At 63.4% G+C, this 24,173-nt stretch carries 21 protein-coding genes; 8 read left to right on the top strand and 13 right to left on the bottom strand.

Features of this window, described 5'->3' with window-relative positions; all coding sequences use genetic code 11:
• Positions 1–200 precede the first annotated feature (200 nt).
• On the top strand, positions 201–1,190 hold the full coding sequence (locus NKH33_RS02795) for a glutathione S-transferase family protein (RefSeq protein ID WP_352822365.1): 990 nt from the start codon (positions 201–203) through the stop codon (positions 1,188–1,190).
• 116 nt (positions 1,191–1,306) lie between these two features.
• A complete protein-coding gene (locus tag NKH33_RS02790; RefSeq protein WP_352918132.1) occupies positions 1,307–1,459 on the top strand; it encodes a hypothetical protein in 153 nt (50 codons plus the stop codon).
• A 305-nt stretch (positions 1,460–1,764) separates the two neighbouring features.
• Here the strand turns inward: NKH33_RS02790 and NKH33_RS02785 are convergent, their stop codons facing one another.
• Positions 1,765–2,265: an NUDIX domain-containing protein gene (locus NKH33_RS02785; RefSeq protein ID WP_352918130.1), complete on the bottom strand. Its 501-nt coding sequence runs from the start codon at positions 2,263–2,265 to the stop codon at positions 1,765–1,767.
• Positions 2,266–2,318: 53 nt separating this feature from the next.
• Here NKH33_RS02785 and NKH33_RS02780 point away from each other — a divergent pair, with 53 nt between their 5' ends.
• Positions 2,319–3,251: a metallophosphoesterase family protein gene (locus NKH33_RS02780; protein WP_352918128.1), complete on the top strand. Its 933-nt coding sequence runs from the start codon at positions 2,319–2,321 to the stop codon at positions 3,249–3,251.
• A gap of 75 nt (positions 3,252–3,326) precedes the next feature.
• On the opposite strand, the gene NKH33_RS02775 is transcribed toward NKH33_RS02780, so the two are convergent.
• The 4 genes from NKH33_RS02775 to leuA all read right to left on the bottom strand — a co-directional run bounded on the left by NKH33_RS02775 (position 3,327) and on the right by leuA (position 8,778).
• Positions 3,327–3,944 carry a hypothetical protein gene (locus tag NKH33_RS02775; protein ID WP_352918127.1) on the bottom strand — a complete coding sequence of 206 codons (618 nt, stop codon included), beginning with the start codon at positions 3,942–3,944 and terminating at the stop codon, positions 3,327–3,329.
• A gap of 134 nt (positions 3,945–4,078) precedes the next feature.
• The gene (locus NKH33_RS02770) at positions 4,079–4,882 is read right to left on the bottom strand and encodes an alpha/beta fold hydrolase (RefSeq protein ID WP_352918125.1); all 804 of its coding nucleotides are present in this window, start codon (positions 4,880–4,882) and stop codon (positions 4,079–4,081) included.
• A 227-nt stretch (positions 4,883–5,109) separates the two neighbouring features.
• The gene (locus tag NKH33_RS02765) at positions 5,110–6,897 is read right to left on the bottom strand and encodes a tetratricopeptide repeat protein (RefSeq protein ID WP_352918123.1); all 1,788 of its coding nucleotides are present in this window, start codon (positions 6,895–6,897) and stop codon (positions 5,110–5,112) included.
• Positions 6,898–7,041: 144 nt separating this feature from the next.
• A complete protein-coding gene (gene leuA / locus NKH33_RS02760; RefSeq protein ID WP_352918121.1) occupies positions 7,042–8,778 on the bottom strand; it encodes a 2-isopropylmalate synthase in 1,737 nt (578 codons plus the stop codon).
• 679 nt (positions 8,779–9,457) lie between these two features.
• Between leuA and NKH33_RS02755 the strand changes: the two genes are divergently transcribed.
• From NKH33_RS02755 to NKH33_RS02740, 4 genes are all read left to right on the top strand, one after another.
• Positions 9,458–10,624: an ATP-grasp domain-containing protein gene (locus NKH33_RS02755; protein WP_023679540.1), complete on the top strand. Its 1,167-nt coding sequence runs from the start codon at positions 9,458–9,460 to the stop codon at positions 10,622–10,624.
• A gap of 4 nt (positions 10,625–10,628) precedes the next feature.
• Positions 10,629–11,405: an esterase family protein gene (locus NKH33_RS02750; RefSeq protein ID WP_352770870.1), complete on the top strand. Its 777-nt coding sequence runs from the start codon at positions 10,629–10,631 to the stop codon at positions 11,403–11,405.
• 18 nt (positions 11,406–11,423) lie between these two features.
• Positions 11,424–11,738 (top strand): nuclear transport factor 2 family protein, encoded by a 315-nt coding sequence (locus NKH33_RS02745; RefSeq protein WP_352770872.1) that lies wholly within the window; start codon positions 11,424–11,426, stop codon positions 11,736–11,738.
• A 194-nt stretch (positions 11,739–11,932) separates the two neighbouring features.
• A complete protein-coding gene (locus NKH33_RS02740; protein WP_352918119.1) occupies positions 11,933–13,009 on the top strand; it encodes a siderophore-interacting protein in 1,077 nt (358 codons plus the stop codon).
• 20 nt (positions 13,010–13,029) lie between these two features.
• On the opposite strand, the gene NKH33_RS02735 is transcribed toward NKH33_RS02740, so the two are convergent.
• From NKH33_RS02735 to NKH33_RS02710, 6 genes are all read right to left on the bottom strand, one after another.
• Positions 13,030–14,244, bottom strand: coding sequence for an MFS transporter (locus tag NKH33_RS02735; protein WP_352918117.1), 1,215 nt, complete (start codon positions 14,242–14,244; stop codon positions 13,030–13,032).
• Positions 14,244–16,331 carry a TonB-dependent siderophore receptor gene (locus NKH33_RS02730; protein ID WP_352918115.1) on the bottom strand — a complete coding sequence of 696 codons (2,088 nt, stop codon included), beginning with the start codon at positions 16,329–16,331 and terminating at the stop codon, positions 14,244–14,246. The genes NKH33_RS02735 and NKH33_RS02730 overlap by 1 nt, the downstream gene beginning before the upstream one ends.
• Before the next feature lie 182 nt (positions 16,332–16,513).
• On the bottom strand, positions 16,514–17,602 hold the full coding sequence (locus tag NKH33_RS02725; RefSeq protein WP_352918113.1) for an AbrB family transcriptional regulator: 1,089 nt from the start codon (positions 17,600–17,602) through the stop codon (positions 16,514–16,516).
• Positions 17,603–17,868: 266 nt separating this feature from the next.
• Positions 17,869–18,177, bottom strand: a complete 309-nt coding sequence (locus NKH33_RS02720) for a putative quinol monooxygenase (RefSeq protein ID WP_352450553.1) — start codon at positions 18,175–18,177, stop codon at positions 17,869–17,871.
• Between the two features lie 49 nt (positions 18,178–18,226).
• Entirely contained in the window at positions 18,227–19,024 is a 798-nt protein-coding gene (locus NKH33_RS02715; protein WP_352450552.1) for an SDR family NAD(P)-dependent oxidoreductase, read from the bottom strand.
• Positions 19,025–19,195: 171 nt separating this feature from the next.
• The gene (locus NKH33_RS02710) at positions 19,196–19,648 is read right to left on the bottom strand and encodes a DsrE family protein (protein WP_352770880.1); all 453 of its coding nucleotides are present in this window, start codon (positions 19,646–19,648) and stop codon (positions 19,196–19,198) included.
• A 100-nt stretch (positions 19,649–19,748) separates the two neighbouring features.
• Here NKH33_RS02710 and NKH33_RS02705 point away from each other — a divergent pair, with 100 nt between their 5' ends.
• Complete coding sequence (locus NKH33_RS02705; RefSeq protein WP_352918111.1) at positions 19,749–20,837, top strand: hypothetical protein; 1,089 nt, start codon at positions 19,749–19,751, stop codon at positions 20,835–20,837.
• Positions 20,838–20,923: 86 nt separating this feature from the next.
• Here the strand turns inward: NKH33_RS02705 and NKH33_RS02700 are convergent, their stop codons facing one another.
• Positions 20,924–21,853 (bottom strand): cation diffusion facilitator family transporter, encoded by a 930-nt coding sequence (locus NKH33_RS02700; protein WP_502896420.1) that lies wholly within the window; start codon positions 21,851–21,853, stop codon positions 20,924–20,926.
• Between the two features lie 32 nt (positions 21,854–21,885).
• The gene (locus tag NKH33_RS02695; protein WP_352540981.1) at positions 21,886–24,075 is read right to left on the bottom strand and encodes an anthranilate synthase; all 2,190 of its coding nucleotides are present in this window, start codon (positions 24,073–24,075) and stop codon (positions 21,886–21,888) included.
• Positions 24,076–24,173 lie beyond the last annotated feature (98 nt).

Genomic DNA, 24,173 nt, shown 5'->3' with positions numbered 1-24,173 from the left:
CTCTTTCGTCGTCGGTCGAACCGGATCATGGCAAAGTCGAACATGCGGATGTCCGCTAGCACCAATTTTCAGCCGCCGCAATCGGCCCGCGCAGCCGACGCGCACTCGACGACGCAGCCGTTGACGATCTGTTCAGCATCGGGGATTTCCGCGGCGCCGCTTGGTGCCCTACATCGAGCAGGAACGCGAAAGGATATTGCATGGGATTGCTAGTCGAAGGCCAATGGCAGGACCGCTGGCACGATAGCGGGGAGAGCGGCGGCAGGTTCGTGCGGGCACAGTCGCAGTGGCGCGACTGGGTGACCCGCGACGGCACGCCGGTCGAAGGGCGAAAACGCGGCTTCAAGGCCGAGCCCGGCCGCTATCACCTCTATGTCTCGCTCGCCTGCCCGTGGGCGCATCGGACGCTGATCTTTCGCGTGCTCAAAAAACTCGAGGACGTGATTTCCGTCTCGGTCGTCCATCATTTCATGGGCGCCGACGGCTGGACGTTCCTGGCCGAGGACGGCGCCACCGGCGACACGCTCTACGGCCTCGATTTCCTGCACCAGATCTACACCAGGGCCGATCCCGGCTATTCGGGCCGGGTCACCGTTCCGGTGCTGTGGGACAAACGCGAGCAGACCATCGTTTCCAACGAATCCTCCGAGATCATCCGCATGCTCAATTCGGCCTTCGACGAATGGGGCGATGCCAGGCTCGATTTTTATCCGCAACCGTTGCGCGGCGAGATCGATGCGATCAATGCGCTGGTCTATCCCGCGGTCAACAATGGCGTCTACCGTGCCGGCTTCGCCACCACGCAGGCAGCCTACGAGGAGGCGTTCGGCGAATTGTTCTCGGCGCTCGACACGCTGGAGGACCGTCTGTCAAGGCAGCGCTATCTCGTCGGCGGCCGCATCACCGAGGCGGACTGGCGGCTGTTCACGACACTGGTCCGCTTCGACCCGGTCTATATCGGCCATTTCAAGTGCAATCTGCGCCGCATCGCCGACTATCCGAACCTGTCGAATTACCTGCGCGATCTCTACCAGGTGCCGGGCGTCGCCGGCACGGTGAATTTGCACCACATCAAGGCGCATTATTACGGCAGCCACGAGACCATCAACCCGACGCGCATCGTGCCGGTCGGGCCGGAGCTGGACTACGGCGCGCCGCATGACCGGGACAGGTTCAGGAAGGCGGCGTGAAATCAGCGATCTAGCGGAAGGTCTCGGAGTCCATCTTTGCCCTTCTAACGAGTTCAGCTTTCAATATGGTATTTCCAAATCGATTGGAGTAGCCGAGCGACGTTGCAAGGAACGCAATGATGCCGCTGATCATGACGATCACGACCGACATCTGGGGCGGGATTGCGCGTAACAATCCCGACGGCAGAAGCACAGCCATTCCCAAAATCATTTCTATCAGGGTTGAGAAGCCGACCATTTTCCAGAATTCAGTGCGAGTAAAAAGCTGAGCATGTCGCTTTATAAAAACGAAATATGTCACGAATGCCGCAACTAATTGTATTGTGAATTGGATGAATATTCCAACTTTTGCTAACATGTATGGATCTATCCAAGAACTATTGTCGAAATTAACGCTATAACGGAAAATGATATCACATTAATTCCCGTGTAAAGTGATACATAGAGCGCGATTCTAAATCTATCGTTTTGGCAGTGTTGCATTTTTTCTCCTCATCGCTCAGCATTTATCTCTCTGAGAACAATGAATGCTGCCGGTCTATACCGACGCAGCCAAAGCTGTTGAAGAGATGATCTACCAGTAAGGCGATGCCGAATTCCCCCCAAAAACTTCGGCAATCCGCCGCAGCGTCGCCGGTGTCGTGCCCTGGGGCAAGCGGTCGAGCGGGAAGAAGCCGGCTTCGGCGATCTCGCGGTCGGGCAGCTTGGGCGCTGTCTGGTTGAACTCCTCGACCAGATAGAGGCCGACATGGTCGCGGCGGCTGGCGCGGCGGTTGAAATGCAGCGACTTCAGCACCGGCGGTCCGGTCAGCGCGATGTTGCCTTCCTCGAAGACTTCGCGTGTCAGCGCTTCGATCATCGTCTCGCCCAACTCGACGCCACCGCCCGGAAGGTGCCAGCCCGGGACATAGGTGTGGCGGATGAGGAAGACGGAATTGGAGCGGCGGTCGTGGATCAAGCCGCGCACGCCGAGCGTCATCGGCCGCCGCAGCACGAAGTACAGGTGAAACAGCCTTGCCCTGAAGCCCGGCCAGCCGGTCTGACGCAGGGCTTGCTCCGGATCCGGCGTCGTCATCGTCCGCGAAACCGTGAGTGGAAAGCCGCGCGCGCCTCGCTTATGAAGAAAAGATGTTCAGGCTCGCGCATATTTCCGATGTCCATCTGGGGCCGCTTCCCGATGTAACCTATCGCGATCTCGCCTCCAAGCGCGTGGTCGGTTACGTCAATTGGCAGCGCAACCGCCGCCGCTACATGCATGATGCAGTCATCGACACGATCGTCGCCGACATGAAGGCCAGCGGGCCGGACCATCTCACCATCACCGGTGACCTGGTCAATCTGGCGCTCGACGGTGAGCTCGAGATGGCCAAGCATTGGCTGGAGACGCTGGGCTCGCCCAATGACGTGTCGGTGGTGCCTGGAAACCATGACGCCTATGTGCCGGGCGCCTTCGACAAGACCTGCCGGTCGTGGGCGGCGTGGATGACCGGCGACGGCGTCAATACGCCGGTCGACCGCAACACCTTTCCCTATTTGCGCGTACGCGGCAATGTTGCGCTGGTCGGCGTCACGACGGCGCGCGCCACGGCTCCATTCATGGCCAACGGCTTCTTTCTGGAAGGCCAGGCGGAAAGGCTGCGCGGCATCCTCGACGCCACGAGCAAGCAGGGCCTGTTCCGGGTGATCATGATCCACCACCCGCCGGTGCGCGGCGCCGTTTCGCAGAACAAGCGGCTGTTCGGCATCTCGCGCTTCCACAAGGTTCTTCACCGGCACGGCGCCGAGCTTGTGCTGCACGGCCATTCGCATGTGCCGTCGCTGTTCTTCATCGGCGCCCGCAAGATCAAAATTCCGGTGGTCGGGGTCGCCGCCGCGGGGCAGGCGCCCGGCAGTTCGCATGCGCCGGCGCAATACAATCTGCTCGACATCGACGGTGAAAAGGACAATTGGCGGATCAGGCTGACGCGCCGCGGCCTGACCGGGCCGGCATTGCCGCCCAGCGACCTGCAGACAATGGAGCTTGGCGTGGGGGCCGAGGCCACGCTTGCCGGGGCGCGGTGAACTCAGATGGGAGCGTCTCGCCGGTCGTCAGCCGCACTCTGCGACGCCAAGTGACATCACTTGGCTGCAAATGCTTTAAAAGCTGATTTTCATCGCGACGATGCGGTCCCAGAACAGCACGAGCGAAATCGCCAGGCCGACCAGGGCGCCGGCGGCGATCAGGCCGAGGCCCGAGAAGAACGCCGACCAGCCGTTGCTGCGCGCAGGGACATGCAGCGGCGGCTCAGCCTCCGCCACCAGGGCGCGTTTCAGGCCGGCGACGGCCTGCTCGATGCCGCCTTCCATCATCCTCTGGCGTTCGACGACGCGCTCGGCGACATAGCGCGTCACCTGGTCGGCAACGACCTTCATGTCGGTCGATTCGGCGAGGACGACGCGGCCAATGCGCGTGTCCTTGAGAAAGCGGTAGGTGCGACGGTCGCGTCCCATGGCGACATGGCTGACGGCGTCGATCCACAGCCGTGGCTGCAGGCCGGACGAGACGGCGAAGTCGAAACTGTCCATGTCGGTGGGTACGTCGCCGAAAACCGACGCGAGTTCGGCGGCAAGCAGATCGAGCCGCATGCGATGCGCTTCGCGCATGTCGACGACGACGTCGTCGCGGTCGGCGAAGGCGTTCTTGACGTCGCGAATGGCATCGGACAGTTTTCGCGACTGATCGATCTGGGTGATGTTCTCGCCTGCGTCCTTCATCGGCGTTGCCTCGCGGGGTTTGGTTAACACCGAATTAACACAGCCGCCGGCAAATTGCACTTGCGAGATCGATGAGCGGGCAAGGGTTCGCTGGAGCAGCACCAGCGCCGCCGCCGTGCCTGCGCGAAGACCGATCAGCTCGCCGCAGCGGCGAATCCCGGACGAAGCCGCCTGCTGCGGCGTCGCATATTGCGACGGACGGCCTCGACGACCAGGCCGGGCGCCTCCGCGACCAGCATATGGCCGGCTTCCAGCACGTGGTGCAGATGAAAATGCTTCGGCAGGCTGTCCGCCTGGCTGACGGGCAGCATCGCGTCGTCGGTTCCCCAAACCACCATGATTGGCATATTCAGCGTTTCAAGCCGCTCGTTCGGGATGACGCCTTGCCGATCATCCCTGGTCATGGCGGCTGCGAGCTCGACAAGTGTACGCAACTGGCCGGGACGTTGGCGCATCTCGTTGACGAGTTCGACTCTATGCTGCGGCAGCCGGCTTTGCGGTCCCGACATGGCGGCAAGACAGGCGCGGATTTCATCCGTGCCGGCAGCGGCGGCGTAGCGACGCAGCAGCGGACCATTGATCTCAGGACCGAAACCGCCCGGCGCCAGCAGCGTCAGCGACGCCATTCTTTCGGGCTCGCTCAATGCCATCAGGGCGGCCACGGCGCCGCCCATCGAATGACCGACGAGATGAGCCCGCTTTATCCCGCGAGCGGAAAGATCGGCAAGGACGGCACTGGCTGCAATCCTGGCCGGACCGCCGCCCGGAAAATCGAGCGACAGCCCATGTCCCGGCAGATCATAGGCCAGGGTCCGCGCGCCGGGCGCCAGAGACTCGGCCACATCGCGCCAGTCGTCGTGGCAGCCACCGAAACCATGCAGGAAGGCAATCGTTGTCGGGCCGGTGCCCCGTTCGGCGGCGTAAAGGGAAGGGATCATGCAAACTTTATGGCTTGGTGCCGGAATCAATCAGGATGCCGGGGCGGTCTTATGCGGGGATCAGTCTTTTGCGGGGGTCAGACTTATGTGGAGATCAGCCTATGCGGGATCAGACCTATGGGGCATCAGATTGGCCGGTTCAAATTGTGTCTGAATTGCGCTTTGGCCGTCCGGATGGCCAGTAAAATCTTCGCGATCACCTGACGTCGTGCACGCGCCGGGAGACGTCAGCTGGCGCCGCCAAGCCCGGCGGCACGCAGGGCCTCCACCAGCCGGTTGGTCAGATCGGCGGGATATCTTCGCTCGACGAAGGTTGTGCGCGGATCGGCTGCGAATTTCGGAAATTTGGTGGTCAGTTCCTGCAGCAGCCTGCTCGCCAGCTTCTCGCGGCCGGCAGCCTTGGCGCCGATCAGCCGCGCCGCCAGATAATGCGATTTCATTTCAGTCGTTCGCAAGCCGTCGCTGGCAAGCGTGGCCCTGTTCATGTCGCCCATCATGAACTCTCCGGCGAACAGCCCGTAATCCCACCATGTCGGATGGGCGCTGGCGATGTCCACCGCGTGAGCAAGGATCGGGGCGCCCTCGCTGTACTTGCCGGCGAAAACCAGCCCGTAGCCGTAGGCGGCGGCCATTGCGAGATCGTAGGGATTGAGCTCATAGGCCTTGCGCATCCAGCGGATCGATTCCGCGGAATTGCCCATGCGCGAATTGAGGTAACCAAGGGCGCGGTGCGCGTAGGGGCTGGTCGGGCCCATCTGGATGGCGCGATGGGCAAACGTCATGGCTTTGTCGATCGTCGCGTCGGCGGGGTAGGGATAGTGGTCGGTGACCGCTTCGAGATGCAAGGACGCGAGTTCCGAATAGACGAGCGACGACTTCGCCTCCCGGTTGGCAAGATCTTCGAGGCAGCGGTAGGCGGCTTCATGCGTCTGGGCATTCTGGTCGAGATAATATTTGCCGTTGAGCACCAGACACGCCGTCAGCCCGGTCTGGATGCCGCTCTGCTCGATGTAGTTGTAGATCGTGCCCGAGGCGGGAAGAGCCGAGGTCAAAATGCCGGAGATCTGGTCCTCGATGGCGGTGTTCGCGCTGTCGCTGGCGGTCAGGTTGCGTGAGAGCAGCACGCGGCCGGTCGCCACGCTTTGCAGCTCGAGCATGATGTCGCCGCTACGCGGCCCGGGCAGGACATCGAATACGAAGCTGGCGGCGTCGGTTACTGGATCGGGCGGGCTGTCGGCATCACGGCCGATGAAATTGATGGTATCGAAGCCGCTGAGGCCGGCGCGCAGCGATGCGGCGACACGGCGAGCCAGGTCGCTGTCGGCCTTGACGGCGATGTAGACCCGGGGGAGGTTTTCGACGGGAGGCGCTGCAATGCTGCCGGTCGCCACCGCGGTCTCGACCGCCGTGTCGCCGCCGGTCAGCAACACCACGCTACCCTGGCGAAGGATCAGCACACCCAGCATGAGAATGACCAGCGCGATCGCCAGCCAGAAGAACTGCAAATGCCGCTGCAGCGAAGGTGCAGCAGGGGCGACGGCTGGAACGCTCAGCAATGCAGCCGGATGTGCCCGGTTGCGGGCATCTTCCGGCGATCCGGGCGGGGCGTTTGTCGCCTCCTCTGTCGCCGGCTGCGGCTTGCTCTCTGCCTCAGCCTCTGCCGGCAAGCGAATGGCGTTGAGTTCGTACGACGGAACATAGCCGCCACGCGGAATGGCGATGCGGACCGGTTCGGCAACGCCCTCATTGGCGAAATACTGCTGCAGAAGCTCGCGCAGCCTGCCGGCCTGCACCCGCACCACCGCATCGGTCGACGGGTCGAAATCGCCGTCCTTGCCGAAGACGTCCATCGCGATGGAGAAGCCCTTGAGCCTGTCGGCTTCGCCTGCCTGCTCGCGCTCGACCAGGTAGCGGAGCAGCTTGCGCGCGCGCTCGGATCGTCCGAACGTTTCGCTGGCAAGCAATCGCTCCAGCGTTTCGCGCACTGCGGGGGCGGCAGGCGTGGTATGCTGCAAGTGTCGATCCCTTCGAATTCGGCACAGGTTGAGGTACAATCATATCGCGCTGGCGCCGCCATACAAGCATCTGCTTATGGTGCGATAGCGTAACCACCGGATAAAATTTCCGGTGGGCTGATGGCGCGAGCCTGGCAGTCCCGGCTAGCCGCCCTTTCGGCCGACGATGCGGTTGGCCGCCGAAACCACGGCTTCGAGCGAGGCGGCGACGATGTTGGTGTTGATGCCGGCGCCGAACAGCTTGCCGCCCGGATGTTCCATCTCGACATAGGAAATGGCCGAGGCATTCGAGCCGCGCTGCATGGAATGCTCGGAATAATCGAGCACCGACATCGGCACCCCGACATGGCGCGACAGCGCATCGACGAAGCCGTCGATCGGGCCGGTGCCGGTGCCTGATATGGTCACCTCCTTGCCCCTGTCGAGGATCACCGCTTCAACCACGCGCCGGCCCTTGACCTCGGTGTCGGGGTAGGTGTGGTGGTCGAGGAACTTCAGCCGCGCGCCGGGCTGGTCGACATAGGTGTCGAGGAAGCGCTCGTAGATGCGCCTGGCCGGCACCTCCTTGCCTTCGGCGTCGGTGATCGCCTGGATGGCCTGGCTGAACTCGATCTGCAGGTTGCGCGGCAGGTTGAGGCCGTAATCCGCATGCAGCACATAGGCGATGCCGCCCTTGCCGGACTGCGAGTTGATGCGGATGATGGCTTCATAGCTGCGGCCGACATCGGCCGGGTCGATCGGCAGATAGGGCACCTCCCAATGCGGCGTGTTGGCCTTGCGCAGCGCCTTCATGCCCTTGTTGATAGCGTCCTGGTGCGAGCCGGAAAAGGCGGTGTAGACGAGCTCGCCGACATAGGGATGGCGCTCGGGGATCTTCAGCTGGTTGGAGTATTCGTAGACGTCCTTCATGCGGTTGATGTCGGAGCAGTCGAGCCCGGGATCGACGCCTTGCGTGTACATGTTGAGCGCCAGCGTCACGATGTCGACATTGCCGGTGCGCTCGCCGTTGCCGAACAGCGTGCCTTCGACGCGGTCGGCGCCCGCCATCAGGCCGAGTTCGGTGGTGGCGATGCCGGTGCCGCGGTCATTGTGCGGATGCAGCGAGATCAACAGGTTCTCGCGGTTGTCGAGATTGCGGCACATCCATTCGATGCGGTCGGCGTAGATGTTGGGCGTCGACATCTCGACCGTGGAGGGCAGGTTGATGATCAGCTTGTTCTCCGCCGTCGGCTTGACGATCTCGGTGACGGCGTTGCAGATCTCCAGCGCCACTTCGAGCTCGGTGCCGGTAAAGCTCTCCGGCGAATATTCGAAACGGTAGCCGCCGCCGGCCTTGGCCGCCATGTCGGTGATCATCTTGGCCGCGTCGGTGGCGATGCGCTTGATGCCGGCGACGTCCTTCTCGAAGACGACGCGGCGCTGCAGCTCGCTGGTCGAGTTATAGAAATGGACGATCGGATTGGTGGCGCCCTTCAGCGCCTCGAAAGTGCGGGTGATCAGTTCGGGCCGGCACTGCACCAGCACCTGCAGCGAGACGTCGGCGGGCACGTTGCCTTGTTCGATGCACCAGCGGGCGAAATCGAAGTCGGTCTGCGAGGCCGACGGGAAGCCGATCTCGATCTCCTTGAAGCCCATGTCGAGCAGCAGGGCGAACATGCGCGCCTTGCGTTCCTGGCCCATCGGATCGATCAGCGCCTGGTTGCCGTCGCGCAGGTCGACCGAGCACCAGATCGGCGCCTTGTCGATCACTTTCGAAGGCCAGGTGCGATCGGCAAGACCGACGGTCGGATAGGGCTGGTACTTGCGGGCAGCGTCCGGCATGCCCCTCGCGGGCTTGGCGGTTTCCTCTACATTCAGACGGATATCTTCTCGTGCGTTCATCGTCTTTTCTCCCGGCGGCTCGCGGATCCAGCTTCAGGCGGATTGGTGGCGAGCGGCGCCTTTACCAGAATTTCGTTCGCTTGATGTGACGTGCCAATTTTGTGACTGGCCAAGGAGCGTGCGCGTGAGCGGCGAATTCGACCGCCGGGCGCTCCTTCAGCGAACCCGGCGATCGCCGATAAGGCCGAGAAGCAGCAGGGTGGAGGCAAACGCGCGGACGGTCTGGCCGGCAATGCCGGTCGGACGAGACGCAAAAGAGGTGGCGCGCGGGCTCATGCGGTTTTCATACAGGAGCGGGCAAAGCGAGGCAAGTGGGGGCATGGGAGATGGGTGAAGCTGCTTATTCCAGCCTCGCAAGACCTGGGTTCCTCGCCGTCGCGAAACGGGGGAGAGGAACCCAAGCTGCAATGAAGGCGCGGCGCCGACATGAAGCGATTTTTCCTGATTATAGCAACTTTGTTCTTGCTTTGTGCCGGCAGCTATGCTAGTAATTTGGGTATGGTGCTGACTGGCGCCGAGGACCCGCTGTCGTGGCGGGTTTTTTATTTCACGGTTTTGGCGTCACCTTTCGCGGACCCAGCCGCTCACCTGATCCAGTTGCTCTTCCCCGAGCCCGGCAAATGCGCCAGAGTCGATTGTCGGCGGGGGTGTAATGGCTCGCCGCCGGGAGGGATCGTCCATGAACTTCGTGTTCTTCTCGCCGCATTTTCCAGCCAATGGCGCCGATTTCTGCGACCGGCTGAAGAAGGCCGGCGCCACCGTGCTCGGCATTGGCGACGCGCCGTTCGATGCGCTGGACGGCAAATTGAAGGCAGCCCTTTCGGAATATTACCGCATCGACGACATGGAGGAGTACGAGCCGGTGTTCCGGGCGATCGGCCATTTCATCCACAAATGGGGCCGCGTCGACCGGTTCGAATCGCTCAACGAGCATTGGCTGGAGCTGGAAGCCAATATCCGCACCGACTTCAACATCTTCGGCACCAAGCTCGACTTCGTGAAGAATTTGAAACGCAAGAGCCGCATGCGGGCGTTCTTCCGCAAGAGCGGCGTCGAAACCATCCCGCAACGCAAGTGCTCCGACCGCGCCGGCGCCATGACCTTCATCCGCCGTGTCGGCTATCCCGTGGTGGTGAAGCCGGATTCGGGCTCTGGCGCCTCGAACACTTTCAAAATCTCCAACGCCGGCGAACTCGACAGCTTCTTCAGGGACAAGCCGGAAGGCGTCAGCTTCGTCATGGAGCAATTCATCGAAGGGCTGGTGGTGACCTATGACGGGCTGGTCAACCGCGACGGCGAGGTGGTGCTGGCCGCCAGCCACCGCTACGACCAGAGCGTCATGGAGGTGGTCAACCGCGACCGCCATATGAGCTATGTCTGTTTTCCCGAGATCAGCCGGGCGGTCGAGGAGGCCGGCAGGAAAATCCTCAAGGCGTTCGACGTGCGCGAGCGCTTCTTCCACATCGAGCTGTTCGAAACCAGGGACGACAGGGTCATCGCGCTGGAGGTCAACATGCGGCCGCCTGGCGCCTGGATGACCGATGCCATCAATTACACCTTCGATATCGATGTTTATGCCGCATGGGCCGACATGGTGGTCAAGGACGCCGCCGGCGGCCCTTACAGGGGCAAGTATTTCACCGCCTATGCCAGCCGCAAGCGGCACCTCAACTATGTGCACAGCCATGCCGACGTGCTGGCCGCCCATGGCGGCATGATCGTCCATCATCACGCCATCGAGGAGGTTTTCAGCCGCGCCATGGGAAACTACGCCTATCAGCTGCGCTCCACCGACCCGAAGGCGCTGCGCCGGGCGGTCGACTACATCCATGCGGAAAAGGCGTGAGGCGATGGACGTTTCCTACCACAAGGGTTTTGGCCGCAACCTCGGCCGCGACATGGAATACAAGCGCTACGGCCATGCCGGCCGACCCGTGGTTGTGTTCCCGACTTCGCAAGGGCGGTTCTACCAGTTCGAGGATTCCGGCGCCGTCTCGGCTCTCGCCGAGTTCGTCGACACCGGTCGCATCCAGTTGTTCACGCTGGACGGCATCGATGCGGAATCCTTCTTCGACCGCCATGCCGAGCCGGCCCATCGCATCGCCCGGCATGAAGCGTATTTCCGCTATGTGCGCGAGGAGGCGCTGCCGGAACTCCTGTCTGTCGCAGCCGAGGCCAATGGCGGGCGTACGCTGAAGCCGCTGTTTTGCGGCTGCTCGATGGGCGGCTACCATTCGTCGAATTTCGTCTTCCGCTTTCCGGAACTGGCCAGCGGCGTCATCGCGCTGTCGGGGGTTTACTCGACCCACGATTTCTTCGGCAATGCGCTCGACGGACAGATTTTCTTCAACTCGCCGCTCGACTACCTGCCGGGTATCGTCGATCCGGGGCTGCTTGGCAGGCTGAAGGCGCTGCGGCTGATCTTCTGCTGCGGGCAGGGTGCCTGGGAGGAACGGATGCTGGCCGATACGCAGGCGCTGGAACAGATCCTGCGTGACAAGTCGATTCCGGCCTGGGTCGACTACTGGGGCGGCGATGCCGCCCATGACTGGCCGTGGTGGCACAAGCAACTGGTCTATTTCTTCGCTCGCTGGCTGGACGACGACCTGATGCACCGGCTGGATTAGGCCACCTGGAGGAAGGAAATGACCACGCCCGATGCCATCCGCCGCTTTGTCGAAGCTACCAACGCCGGCGACACCAAAGCTTTCCTCGAGACGTTCACGCCCGATGCCTTCCTGAGCGACTGGGGCCGGTCCTTCAAGGGCCGCGAGCAGATTGCGCGCTGGAACCAGTCGGACAATATCGGCGTGCAGTCCAAACTTAGCATCATTCGTATCGAACCGGCGGGCGATACCTACAAGGTGCGCATCGCTGTCACAGGCAACGGCTTCAACGGCGAGGGCGACATGGCATTCACCGTGGACGGCAACCGCATCTCCAGCCTGGTGATCAGCTGAAGGATATTTTGAGGGCCCTTTAGGCCACCTCGCCGCCACGGCCGCCGTTGCTCGCGCGGGACTCATTGGCTTGATGCCAAAAACATGACTATGTTTATCATCTTTTAGTGGAAACGCCAGGCCGGCTGTGGCATGCCGCAAAGGCGCCGACGTCCAGGGCGATCTCGAATTCAACGGCATCGAAAGGCTTAGCGATGGAGCAATTGAGTGCGCAAACCCGGATCAGCGGTGCCGCCATCCGGTCGGTGATGGACAGGCTGCGCGCCGAGCATGGCGAATCCGAGATCGATACCGGCCTTGCCGATCATTGGGAATTTCGCACGCATTACGGCTCGTTGAAGGCGACGCTCGGTGACGACAACGTGCTGATCCGCGTCGCGGCCGAGGATGAAGCCTGCCTGTCCTACATGAAGATGGCGGTCGCCGGCCATTTTTCGCAACATCTCGGCACGACCAGGGGCATCGCCTGGCAGGGCGACGGCAGCGATGCCGGCACGCCGGTGTTCTTCCGCGAGATCACGGTGCTGTCCTCGACGCGGATTTCTCCGCATATGCAGCGCGTCCGCTTCACCGGCAACGATCTCGGCCGCTTTGGCCGTGGCGGCCTGCATGTGCGGCTGCTGCTGCCGCCGCGCGGCAGGCTGCCGGTGTGGCCGTCGATGGGCGCCGACGGCCTGATGGTCTGGCCGTCGGGCAAGGACGCGCTCGTCGTGCGGGTCTACACGATCCGGGCACTGGACGCCGCAAGCGGCTGGCTGGATGTCGATTTCGTCCTCCACCCCGGTATGGAGACGCCGGCGGCCGCTTTCGCCGAAAAGGCAGTTGCCGGCGAGATCATCGGCATGATCGGACCGGGCGGAGGCGGCGTGCCCGAGGCGCAAAACCTGCTGCTGCTCGGCGACGACACCGCGCTTCCGGCGATCGGCAGGATCCTGGAGCAGCTTTCGCCGTCAACCCGCGCCGAAGCGTTCATCGAGGTCGATGGTCCCGACGATCGGATGCCGCTGGCCGCGGGCGAGGCCGTTGCCGTCACCTGGTTCTATCGGCATGGGCGCGAGGCCGGTACAGCCAGGCTGTTACCGGCGGTGCTGCAGCAGCGGAGCCGGACCGCGCTTGCCGACAATCTCTATGTCTGGGCCGGATGCGAGTTCGGCGATTTCCGCGAGATCCGCAGGATCGTCCGCAAGGAATGGGGTGTGCCGCGCGACCGGCACCTGGTCACCGCCTACTGGCGCCGCGGGGCGCAAGCGGCGGACGGCAGCGAAGAATAGCGCGCGACGATGCTCCGCGGTCAGCCGCGGTCGGATACGAAGGCGATCGCCGGTGCGGCCAGAAGCGCGACGAGGCCGGCGCCTGCGAAGAACGCGCCATAGCCGAAATACTGCGCGGCGTAGCCGGCCGCGATCCCGCCGGCCATGCTCATCAGTGCGTCCATGCACTGGAACAGCGTGAAGTCGACGCCCGCCTGTCTTGGATCTGACCAGCGCATGAACTGCGCGTAAAGCGCGACGAAACCGAGAGCCATGAAGCCGGACGAGCTGAGCACCGCGATGGCCATCAAAGCGGTGGTCGAGAAGCCACCAAGAAAATCGAAGACCGAAAGGAAGAACAGCGATCCGGCCTGCAGGAAAAGCGCCAGGACGAGCACGTTGCGCGGGCCGAACCATTTGACGAGAGCGCCGCCGGCGAGTGCGGCAGCCAGGCCGACGAACATGCTGCCGACGCCGTTGACAAGTCCGACCATCGAGAGGTCGAGCCCGGCGTCGATCAGGAATGGTCCGAGCATGGCGAGTGCCGCCTTCTGGGCCAGGACATAGATGGCCGACGCTGCCAGGCCGCGCCGAATTTCGGGACGCTTCAACGCGTCGAGGAGGCTGGGAACATGCTCGCGCGTCTCCTCGCGCGCGCGGCCGGCCGCGCCGAGCAGGAAGGGGAGGCCGAGCGGCAGGAGCAGCAAGGCCATCGCCCAAACGGCGATGCGCCAGCCATAAGCGTCGACCAGAAGCAGAAACAGGCCGGCGCCGATGGCCGAGCCGAGATAGGCGCCGCCGACCTGCGCGGCATTGCCCCAACCGTGGTTTTCCCTGGCCAGGCTCTGCACGGCGAAACCATCGCAGGCAATGTCGACCGTCGAGGCGGCGAAGGCGACGATGGTCAGGCAGGCCAGGACCGGCCACCAGGCCTCCGGGCCGAGCGCGCCGACGGCCCACAGCCCGGCGATGGACGCAAGTCCACCGGCGGCGACGATCGTGCCGGTGCGGTTCTTGCCGACCGGCGGCAGCCGATAGCGCTCGACGGCCGGCGCCCATAGAAACTTGAGCGCCCAGGGCAGCGCGATCAGCGAAACCAGGCCGATCCGGTCGAGCGGCAGGCCCTGGTCGCGCATCACCGCCGGCAGCCCCGCCCAGGTGATGCCGCCGATCACACTCTGCGCGACGTAGAGCCCGCCGATCGCCAGGACGATCGCGGCAGGCGTCGATGCCCGGCTGGAAACGGCGATCGACATCAGAAGCGGTAGCGCAGGCTGGCGAACAGCGAGCGGCCCTCGTCGCGGTAGCAATAGCCGGCCGAGCAGATGGGTTTTTGAGTGTCGAACAGGTTCTTGGCGTTGACCTGCAGCTTCACGCCCTCGAGCTTGGGGTTGCGGTAGCCGAAATCGTAGGAGAGCGAGGCGTCGACGAAGGCGCGCGCGTCGTTCTTGAAGGTGTTGGTGTCGTCGCCATAGCTCGAGCCGGCAACGCGAACGCCGCTGCCCAGCCCGAGCCCCTGCAGCGTGCCGTCCTCGAACTGGTACTGCCCCCAGAGCGACAGGATGTGATTTGGCGTCGCCGACAGTTCCTTGCCTGCGGTTCCCGTGGCGCCGCGTTCGATTTTCACGCGCAGATAGGTGTAGGAGGCGAGTATGCTGAGGCCGTTGTCGAGCGAGGCGCTGGCTTCCAGTTCGACGCCGCGCGAGTTCAGGTCGAGCTGGCGCTGCTTGTTGATCCCGGTCGAGGCGTCGAAGACGACGCCATCCTTCTGGTCGATGTCGAACAGAGCGGCGCTGACGGCGGCGTTGTAATCGGCAAACTCGTATTTGACGCCGATTTCCTTTTGCGTCGCGATGGTCGGACGGGCGACGCGACCGATCGGACTGCTGACATCGTCATAGACGAAGCCGATATTGGGCGAGAACGACGTCGAATAGTTGACATAGGGCGTGATGCCCCATTCGGTCTGGTAGGACAGGCCGAGCCGGCCGGAAAGGGCACTGTCGTCCTGCTTGGACCTGGTGAAGTCGGCGGCGGTCGAGGTGGTGTCGGCCCAGTCGTAGCGACCGCTGGCGAACAGGGTGAAATCGTTCCACTCCATCTGGTCATGCAGATAAGCGCCGAGCTGGTTCATCTCCTGCCCGCCAGAGTAAGGAACCGGAGCGGCCTTGATGTCACCGACGGAAACGTAGGAGATACCGCTGCCGGCGTCATAATTCGACCAGGCGTAGTCGATGCCGGCTACCGCCGTATGCCTGACCTGGCCGGTATCGAATTCGAACTGCGCCATGTTGTCGACGACGAAGTTCTTCATGGTCTCGGTGTAGTGACCCCAATAGCGTTTCAGATCCACGCCGTCCGGGTAATGACCGCTATATTCGATGTCGCTGTCGACGGCGCTGTAGCGAAGGTTCTGCCGGACCGTCAGCACGTCGTTGAAACGGTGCTCGAACTCGTAGCCGATGCGGCCCTGGGTCTGGTCGAAGTCGTTCCAGGCGGGATCGCCCTCGTAGAGGTTCGTCAGAGCGCCGCCTGAATTGTAGAAGGCAGCGGTGCCGCCGGTGACGGATTTCGAATATTCGCCGAGGATGGTCAGCTTGGTGTCCTCATCCGGCTTGAAGGTGACTGCCGGCGCCAGATAGATCTTGTCGTCGGGATAACCGGGCAGGTCGGTATCGCTGGTGCGGCCGAGGCTGGTGAAGCGGTAGAGGATGCTGCCGTCGTCGTTCACCGGGCCGGAAGCGTCGAGTGCGGCCTGGAAGCGATTGTGTGCGCCGAGCAGCATTTCGATTTCGCGGAACTGTTCTTCCTTGGGGCGCTTGGTGACCAGATTGACGATGCCGCCCGGACCGCTGATGCCGTAAAGCGAGGAGGCCGGACCCTTCAGGATGGTGACGCCCTCGATGCCGTAGGGCTCGGTCTTGAACCAGGCCGAGGGGCCGTTGTACTGGCGCAGCCCGTCGCGGAACATGCCGTTGTAAAAGGCCTGGAAGCCGCGCAGGAAGAAGGCGTCGTAGCGGGTGTCGAAGCCGAAGCTGTTGGGATTGGCGCTTGCGACATAGCCGAGGGATTCGTTCAGCGTGCGTGGCTTCTGGTCCTCGATCTGCTTTTGCGTCACAACCGAAACGGCTTGCGGAATCTTGACCATCGGCGTATCGGTCTTGGTGCCGATGCGGTCCTTCTGGGCGACATAGCCGTCCTGCACGAGGATCTCGTCGCTCTCGGCATCGACCTCGATCTTGTTGAGAACCGTGACGCCGCCCTGATCCTGGGCGTGAGCCGGCCCGGACAGGCCGAGCAGGGCAACGCTGCCCGGCAGTGATAACCCCAGGAGCCATGTCATCGTCCGTTTCCGCATCAACTCGTCTCCACTCTTCCGTACATTGACGGAAGGGGCTCTCAAATCTGAGTATTTGAGTCAAGTTATTTTTTGAGCTCGTGCGGGTGCTGGCCCGATACGGTCGGCGACAGCAAAGTGCGACCGGTTTCAGGAAAACCAGCTGCCAATCAGGGAGAGGCGAGCTGCTATGGTTTGAGGCTTCTCGCCACCAGCCGCGCCACGCTTGGGCCGACCAGAAGCACGATCAGGAAGCGTGCCGATTGCAGCGCCATGACGAAGGAGATGTCGACATGCTGTGCGGCGGCGGCGATGATGGCGACGCTGTCCATGCCGCCGGGGCTGGTTGCCAGATAGGCGGTCAGCGGATTGATGCCGAGCAGGCGGCTGATCAGGAAGGCGAGGCCGCCGCAAAAGACGATCAGGGCAATGATCGAGCCGACGATCTGCGGCAGCGCGCGGGCCGCGTGGCGCAGAATGGCCCTGGTGAAATTCAGGCCGATGCTCCAGCCGATCATCGTATAGCTCAAGGCAAGCAGCCAGGGCGGCAACTGCATGGTCACGCCGAGCCCGAGATGGATCACGGTGCCGAAAATGAAGGTGCCGAGGAATAACGGCGACGGCAGCCGGAAAAGCTTTCCGGCGAGGCCGCCAACCAGCGCCACGCCGAATGTTGCGGCCAAGCCTTGCGGGTCGATCGGCGGAAACCAGACGATGCCCGGCACCTCGATGCCCGAGGTGTCGACCCAGAGCTTGGCCACCAGGGCTGCCGTCATCGAGACGCAGATGACGCGCAGATACAGCATAAAGGCGACGAGGCGCTGGTCGGCGCCGAAGGCACCGGCCATCAGCACCATGGCGGTGGCGGCGCCCGGCGACGAGCCCCAGACCGCGGTGGTGCCGGGCAGGATGCGCCAGCGGCTGATCAGCCAGCCGAGCAGGCTGGATGCCGCGACCGTCGCCATCACGACGCCAAGGAACAGCGGCCATTCCCTGTAGAAGACGGGAAAGATATCGGCCGAGATGGAACTGGCGACCAGGCAGCCGACGACCGCCTGGGCTGAGCCGAACAGAACCCGCGGCACACGCACCGTGGCGCCGTTGGTGCCGGCAGCTATGGCCGCCAGCATCGGTCCGATCAAGAGCGCGGCGGGCAGGGCGGCGAGCTCCAGCGCGCCGGCAAACAGCACCGAGACCACCACCAGGACGGGCCACTGCCAGGCCTTGTGGATCCGCGCCAGGTGCTCGATGGCCGGCGGGTTCGGGGAAGAATCCATAGATGGGCTCTTAGACCGGTCGCGAAAAAATGCGAACCCTTTTTGCGCGGAAAAGGGCTTGGGTGGTAATGGCACCAACCATCCGCAGCGATCCTTCGCGCCCCCCTCTGGCCTGCCGGCCTCTCCCTCTAGTGGGGAGATTGGATGTCACGTCGGCCTTCGCCAATCTCCAAAAAAGAGCGCTGTCGGCGAAGCTGCCAATCTCCCCACTTGAGGGGGAGATGGCCGGCAGGCCAGAGGGGGCGCTGTCCCATAGGCCTCTCCCTCTATCCCGCCTTCACCGCCGGCAACCCGAACCCGCCAACAGGATGCGTCTCCACCTGGAACTCGAAGCCGGCGATGATCGGCCGTGCCTTGGCGATTGCCGCCTGGACTTCGGGCAGCTGCAGCGAAGCCTTGTGGCTTTCGGCGTCGGTCCACACTTCGGTCACCCAGATCGCGTCGGCATCGGCCGGGTCGGTGGCGATGATGTAGTTCAGGCAGCCGGGCATGGCGCCGGTGCTGGCGAGCAGGATATCCATCATTGCGTCACGCTGGCCGCGCATCGCCCGCATCTTGCCGATCAGTCCGTACATTCGCTTTGCTCCGTTGAGATGACGCAACCAGGAGTATGCAGTTCGCCGTCTACGGCATCAACTGCCCGCCATTCACCTCGATCACCTGGCCGGTGATGTAGCCGCTCAACAGATCGGAGGAGAGGAACAGATAGGCGCCAACGCAGTCCTCGGCGGTGCCGGCGCGGCCCTGCGGGATGGTGGCGATCATGCCCTTCATCTGGTCGTCGGTCGAGTAGCGCTCGTGGAAAGGTGTCGCGATCGTGCCGGGCGCCACCGCGTTGACGCGGATGTTGAACCCGATCAGCTCCTTGGCCATGCCGCGCGTGACGTTGGAGACGAAGGCCTTGGCCGAGCCGTAAAGGCCGGCGCCGCCACCGGCGCCGTTGCGCGCGGCGATCGAGGAGGTGTTGACGATGAAGCCACCCTGCCGCTTCAGCCATGGGATTGCCTTGCGCGAAGCTGTCAGCACGGAACGCGCGTTGAGGTCCATCACCGCGTCGTAATGCGCCTCGGTCTGCTCGGCATAGGCCACGCGGCCGAGCATGCCGCCGGCATTGTTGACGAGGCCGTCGAGCCGGCCGAAATGTTGCGCACTGTCCTCGACGACGCGCTCGACATCGGCGGGGATCGAGAAATCGCCCTGGGCGAGGAACACGTCGCCGCCGCCGTTGCGAATGGTCGCGGCCAGGTTTTCGGCAGCCGCGCGGCTCGAATTGTAATGCAGCGCGACGCGGCATTTCTGCGCGGCATAGGCAAGTGCAAGCGCCGCGCCGATGCCGGTCGAGGCGCCGGTGACCAGGACCGCCTTTCCGGCAAGGTCGGGGATGACCAGAGAGGGGCTGACAAGGGTGGTGGTGGCTGGCACGTCTATTCCTCCGGGGACTCTGCCTGCTCTTCGTAAGCCTTCGCAGTCCTCGCGTTCAAGTCCGTAAAAGTCTAGAGCGGTTCACCGTTTCACGGAAACGGCGAACCGCTCCCTCTTTGTCTTGACGCAATTCCGGACGGAAAACCGTTTCACGCTTTTCCTGGAATTGCCCTATGGCCTGAGATAGGCGTAGCCCTGGCGTTGCAATTCGGCGAGCTTGACGACGCCGCCCCTGTCGGCTGCATGGAAGCCGTCGAGCAGGTCGGCCAGGCCGATATCCATGCCGTGCATGGTGTTGGCGCAGGCGTGCGGGCTGAGCCCATCCTGGACAAGGCCGGCGAACCGCCCGGAAATGGCGGCCGATATGCCCTTCGACTTGAAGGCGGCAAGTGCCGGGCCGTGCACGACAAGCGCGATGTCGACCTTGCCGTCGGTGCCTTCGAAGTGGTTCTTGATGTTGCCGAGCACGAAATTGACCTTGTCGAGATCGCTGAGGTGATAGGCGACCTTTTGCCTTTCCTCTTCGACGGCCTTGACTTCAATGGCTACCGCCTTGGTGGGGCGCAGCCCGAAAAGCCCGGCGGCCCCGGCAAGACCGACGCGGAAAATATCGCGGCGTCGCATGGCTTTATCTCCATTTATCCGGCCGGCGCAAATTGCGTGGCCTCGGCCTCGATCCTAGCATAAATTGAAGCGACGTCTTGTCGGGGCAGGGGGAGCCAGCATGATATCAAGGATCGTGATGGGCGCCGGAGTTGGGGTTGCCTTGCTTGCTGCCGTCGCCGGCTCTGCTTTCGCCGATGACAGGCTCAAACTCACCGAGCTCAGCCCCGACGGCAAGGACGCCTGCTTCGGCCGCGTCTATGACGCCGCGCATCTCAAGTCGCATCCGCAGCAGAAGGTGACGCGCATCTTCTTCTATTACGGCCGCGATCCGGTCAGCCGGCCGAACGAGGAGCCAAGCACCGGCGTCGATTCCTCCTACAATGGCTTCATGGCGACGACGGTGCGCGGCGCCAAGGCGCCTGAATGGCTTGGAGGCTGGTGCAGTCATGAGTCGGAGGACGGCAAGACCGGCCCGATCCGTTGCGGCATGGACTGCGACCGCACCATGGCTTCGCTGAAGGTCGACGACAAAGGCCGGCTGATCGTCTCGGACGTGCAGCCCGACCTCTATCTCGACGCCGGCTCGGAAGACGAGCTCGGCAAGGCGGAGTACGAAAGGCAGGCGCTGGGCAAGGACGATACCGGCTTCAGGCTCGACCCGATGCCGGCCGCCACCTGCAAGGCGGAGTTCGCGCGCATCGACCCGATCGACCCGGCACTTGGCCCGCCATTGCGCGAGCGGCTGAAGCCGGACCAGCCCTTCTGCTACGGACGCGACTACGACGCCGGGCATCTCGGCTCGCATCCCGACCAGCTGACCCAGTCGATCAGGGTTTTCCGCGGAGCGGTCGAGCTGGCGTCTTTCGCCAAGGAGGGCGATCCGGCCAATTGGCCAAGCGGCGCCGATATCGCCGTTTCGGTTACCACGCGGCAGAAATCGGCCAAGGTCACGCAGGTCTATAATTGTCAGGGCGAGGGCGACCAGTGGCGCTGCGCGGCGAGCGCGAAGACGGGTGCTGCGTCCTGTGACATCGCGCAAAGGGAGGTCTTCCTTCGCCGCGGCGCCAACGGCACGATGATGCTGGCCAACCCGAACAGCGGCCTGCCGATCATCGATCTGTGCTCGAAAGTGGCGGAAGGCGACACCAGCTCCGACGACAAGGTCTACCGGCTGGAGCCGATGCCGCAGGCTGCCTGCGGGCTGTAGCAGTTCAGAGACGCGATGCCGGCGGGACAGAGGGGGTGCTGTCCCGCCGACCTCAAGGTTTTGGATGGCGGCGTCCCGCTATCGCCTCACGCGAACGGCACGGCTGTCGTGCCTTTGGGCAGTTTCGCTTCGTCGTCGGGTTCGACATGGATGATGACCCGCACGGAAGGGATTTCGGCCTGCAGCGCGTCCTCGATGCGGTCGCAGATGACGTGGCTGGCGCCGACCGACATGTCGGCGTCGACGACCAGGTGGAACTCGATGAAGGTGGCGCGGCCGGCGATGCGCGTCTTCAGGTCGTGGACCTCGAGCGCGCCCTTGCAATTGGCCGAGATGATGTCGCGTATGCGGATATGTTCCTGGGTGTCGACGGCGCGGTCCATCAGCCCGTTCATCGACGAGCCGATGACGTGCCAGCCCTGCCACAGGATGTTCAGCGCCACGATTACCGCAAGAGCCGGATCGAGAACCTGCCAGCCGGTCAGCACGGCGCCGACCAGGCCGATGAACACACCGAGCGAGGTCGCCACGTCGGTCATGATGTGCCTGCCGTCGGCAACGAGAGCCGGCGATTTTTCGCTTCGGCCGGTGCGGATCAGCGTCAAGGCCCAGACGGCGTTGATGACCGTTGCGACGCCATTGACGGCAAGGCCGGTCCATGGCTTTTCCAGCAGGGCGGGATGCTGCCAGGACCACCAGACCTCGTTGAGGATCAGCAAGGCGGCAAGCACGATCAGCACGCCTTCGAGGACGGCCGAGAAATACTCGGCCTTGTGGTGACCGAACGGATGGTCCTGGTCGGCTGGCTTGTAGCTGACCTGGATCGCCCAATAGGCGGCGGCAGAGGCAATGACGTTGACGATCGATTCCAGCGCGTCCGAATAAAGCGCGACCGAACCGGTGACGTACCAGGCCACCAGCTTCAGGCCGAGCACGACGCAGGCGACGACGATCGACCAGAAGGCGAGGCTGGCGACCTTCTGCCTGGCGGCGGCTTTGATTTCCGCCGCGGTCACTGGGGAAAAGATCCCAACACTGAGCCCTCGAATTAAGCGGCCTTTTCCTTGGCCTTGCGCGGCAGGTGCGCGACGATGTTCTCGATGATGCGCATGCCGGCATTGTGGCCGAGCGTCATGATCGACTCCGGGTGGAACTGCACTGCGGCGATCGGCTCCTTGCGGTGCTCGAAGGCCATGATGATGCCGTCCTCGGTCTCGGCGGTGACGACAAAACCATCGGGCAGCCGCACCGGATCTGCAAAGATCGAATGATAGCGGCCGACCGTCACCTCCTTGGGCAGGCCGGAGAAGATGATGCCCGGCTTCGACACGCGGATGCGCGACGGCTTGCCATGCATCGGGATGTGCAGTTGGCGCAGCTCGCCGCCATAGGCCTCGGCCAGCGCCTGCAGCCCGAGGCAGACGCCGAAGATCGGCAGGTCGCGCGCACGGGCCCGCTTGATGGTGGCGGCGCAGTCGAAGTCCTTCGGCGTGCCGGGGCCGGGCGAGAGCACGACCAGGTTTGGCTTCAGCCGGTCGAAGATCTCGTCCGGCACTGGTGTGCGCACCGTCGAGACATTGGCGCCGGTCTGGCGGAAATAGTTGGCGAGCGTATGGACGAAGGAGTCCTCGTGGTCGACCAGCAGGATGTTGACGCCGTCGCCGACACGCGCGGTGCTGCGTTCGGTGCTGGCGGCATTGCCTGATTTGGCGTCGCGGATGGCGGAGAGCATGGCGGATGCCTTCAGTTCGGTTTCGGCTTCTTCTTCCTCGGGAATGCTGTCGAAGAGCAGCGTGGCGCCGGCGCGCACCTCGGCGATGCCGTCCTTGATGCGAATGGTGCGAAGCGTCAGGCCGGTGTTCATGTCACCGTTGAAATTGACCATGCCGATCGCCCCGCCATACCAGGCGCGCGGGCTCTTCTCGTTCTGCTCGATGAAGCGCATGGCCCATAATTTCGGCGCGCCGGTGACGGTGACCGCCCAGGCATGCGACAGAAAGGCGTCGAAGGCGTCCATGCCTTCGCGCAGCCGCCCCTCGATGTGGTCGACGGTGTGGATCAGGCGGGAGTACATTTCGATCTGGCGGCGGCCGATGACGCGCACCGAGCCCGGCTCACAGACCCTCGACTTGTCGTTGCGGTCGACGTCCGAGCACATGGTGAGTTCGGATTCGTCCTTCTTCGAATTGAGCAGCTTCAGGATCTGCTCGCTGTCGGAGATGGCGTCGTCACCGCGCTTGATGGTACCGGAGATCGGGCAGGTCTCGACGCGGCGGCCGTTGACGCGCACGAACATTTCCGGCGAGGCGCCGATCAGATATTCGCCCTCGCCGAGATTGATGAAGAAGGAATAGGGCGAAGGGTTGATGCTCTTCAGCTTGCGGGAAATCTCGGAGGGCTGGGTTTCGCAGCGTTCGTAGAACATCTGCCCCGGCACCACTTCGAACAGGTCGCCGCGCTCGAAGCTCTTCATCGCCTTGCGCACCAGCTTGGCATATTCGCCGGGCTCGTGGTCGCCGCGCGGCGGGATGCGGTCGGCGGTCCTGAACGGCTCGACGATTTCGTCGCGCGGCAGGCCTTCGGTCGAGAAGCCATCGCCGGAATAGTCGTAGCGGTCGGTCCAGGCCTTGGTCGAATAGTGGTCGACGACGAGGATCTCGTCGGGCAGGAACAGCACGAGATCGCGCTGGCTTGGCTTGCGCTCGAGCTTGTAGTCGACCGGATCGAACTGGAAGGCGAGGTCATAGCCGAAGGCGCCATAGAGGCCGAGATTGGCGTCTTCCTCGGTCTTGAACAAAGCCGTGATGGCGCGCAGCACGGTGAAGACGGAGGGTACGCGGCTGCGTTCCTCCTCGGTGAAGACACGGCCGGGCTTGGCGACCTCGAGGCGGATGAGTTTCTGCGTTGTCTCCGCGATCGTTACGTCGTCAAGACCGGCAAGCGCCTTGCCGATCACCGGCAAAAGCACCTGGCCACGGCTGTTCAAGGCCTCGATGCGCATGGCGCGGCCGTGTGCCGAGATCACCAGCGGCGGATCGATGATGGCGGTGTCCCAGCGCGTATAGCGGCCGGGATATTCGTAATTCGAGGAAAACACGGCGCCGCGGCGCGAATTCAGGCCATCGACATAGCCGTCGATCGCCCCCTCGTAAGGCCGGTCATGGCGCTGGCGGGTAATCGCCACGCCACCCGCCGTGACGAAGCGCTCGGCGCCATTCTCCAGAATTTTCGTCGTCATTGCCGTCTCCATCAGCGTCTTTGGGGCAACGGACCCGGGAATGGCTTGAAAAAACAAATGGCCGCCCGGACATTCCGCTGCGGCCACCCTCTATTGTC

The sequence above is a fragment of the Mesorhizobium sp. M1182 genome (genome assembly GCF_040318335.1).
Classification (GTDB): Bacteria; Pseudomonadota; Alphaproteobacteria; order Rhizobiales; family Rhizobiaceae; genus Mesorhizobium.
Note: the sequence above shows the minus strand (reverse complement) of the source record. Positions and strands in the feature narration are given on the sequence as shown.

Coding starts and splice junctions, on each gene's coding strand:
- NKH33_RS02720 (WP_352450553.1), bottom strand. CDS start 18,177: ATGTACGGACTGATCGGCAAGATGCGGGCGATGCGCGGCCAGCGTGAC.
- NKH33_RS02725 (WP_352918113.1), bottom strand. CDS start 17,602: ATGGATTCTTCCCCGAACCCGCCGGCCATCGAGCACCTGGCGCGGATC.
- NKH33_RS02710 (WP_352770880.1), bottom strand. CDS start 19,648: ATGCGACGCCGCGATATTTTCCGCGTCGGTCTTGCCGGGGCCGCCGGG.
- leuA (WP_352918121.1), bottom strand. CDS start 8,778: ATGAACGCACGAGAAGATATCCGTCTGAATGTAGAGGAAACCGCCAAG.
- NKH33_RS02705 (WP_352918111.1), top strand. CDS start 19,749: ATGATATCAAGGATCGTGATGGGCGCCGGAGTTGGGGTTGCCTTGCTT.
- NKH33_RS02780 (WP_352918128.1), top strand. CDS start 2,319: ATGTTCAGGCTCGCGCATATTTCCGATGTCCATCTGGGGCCGCTTCCC.
- NKH33_RS02795 (WP_352822365.1), top strand. CDS start 201: ATGGGATTGCTAGTCGAAGGCCAATGGCAGGACCGCTGGCACGATAGC.
- NKH33_RS02730 (WP_352918115.1), bottom strand. CDS start 16,331: ATGACATGGCTCCTGGGGTTATCACTGCCGGGCAGCGTTGCCCTGCTC.
- NKH33_RS02790 (WP_352918132.1), top strand. CDS start 1,307: ATGATGCCGCTGATCATGACGATCACGACCGACATCTGGGGCGGGATT.
- NKH33_RS02695 (WP_352540981.1), bottom strand. CDS start 24,075: ATGACGACGAAAATTCTGGAGAATGGCGCCGAGCGCTTCGTCACGGCG.
- NKH33_RS02775 (WP_352918127.1), bottom strand. CDS start 3,944: ATGAAGGACGCAGGCGAGAACATCACCCAGATCGATCAGTCGCGAAAA.
- NKH33_RS02785 (WP_352918130.1), bottom strand. CDS start 2,265: ATGACGACGCCGGATCCGGAGCAAGCCCTGCGTCAGACCGGCTGGCCG.
- NKH33_RS02770 (WP_352918125.1), bottom strand. CDS start 4,882: ATGATCCCTTCCCTTTACGCCGCCGAACGGGGCACCGGCCCGACAACG.
- NKH33_RS02755 (WP_023679540.1), top strand. CDS start 9,458: ATGAACTTCGTGTTCTTCTCGCCGCATTTTCCAGCCAATGGCGCCGAT.
- NKH33_RS02740 (WP_352918119.1), top strand. CDS start 11,933: ATGGAGCAATTGAGTGCGCAAACCCGGATCAGCGGTGCCGCCATCCGG.
- NKH33_RS02750 (WP_352770870.1), top strand. CDS start 10,629: ATGGACGTTTCCTACCACAAGGGTTTTGGCCGCAACCTCGGCCGCGAC.
- NKH33_RS02745 (WP_352770872.1), top strand. CDS start 11,424: ATGACCACGCCCGATGCCATCCGCCGCTTTGTCGAAGCTACCAACGCC.
- NKH33_RS02735 (WP_352918117.1), bottom strand. CDS start 14,244: ATGTCGATCGCCGTTTCCAGCCGGGCATCGACGCCTGCCGCGATCGTC.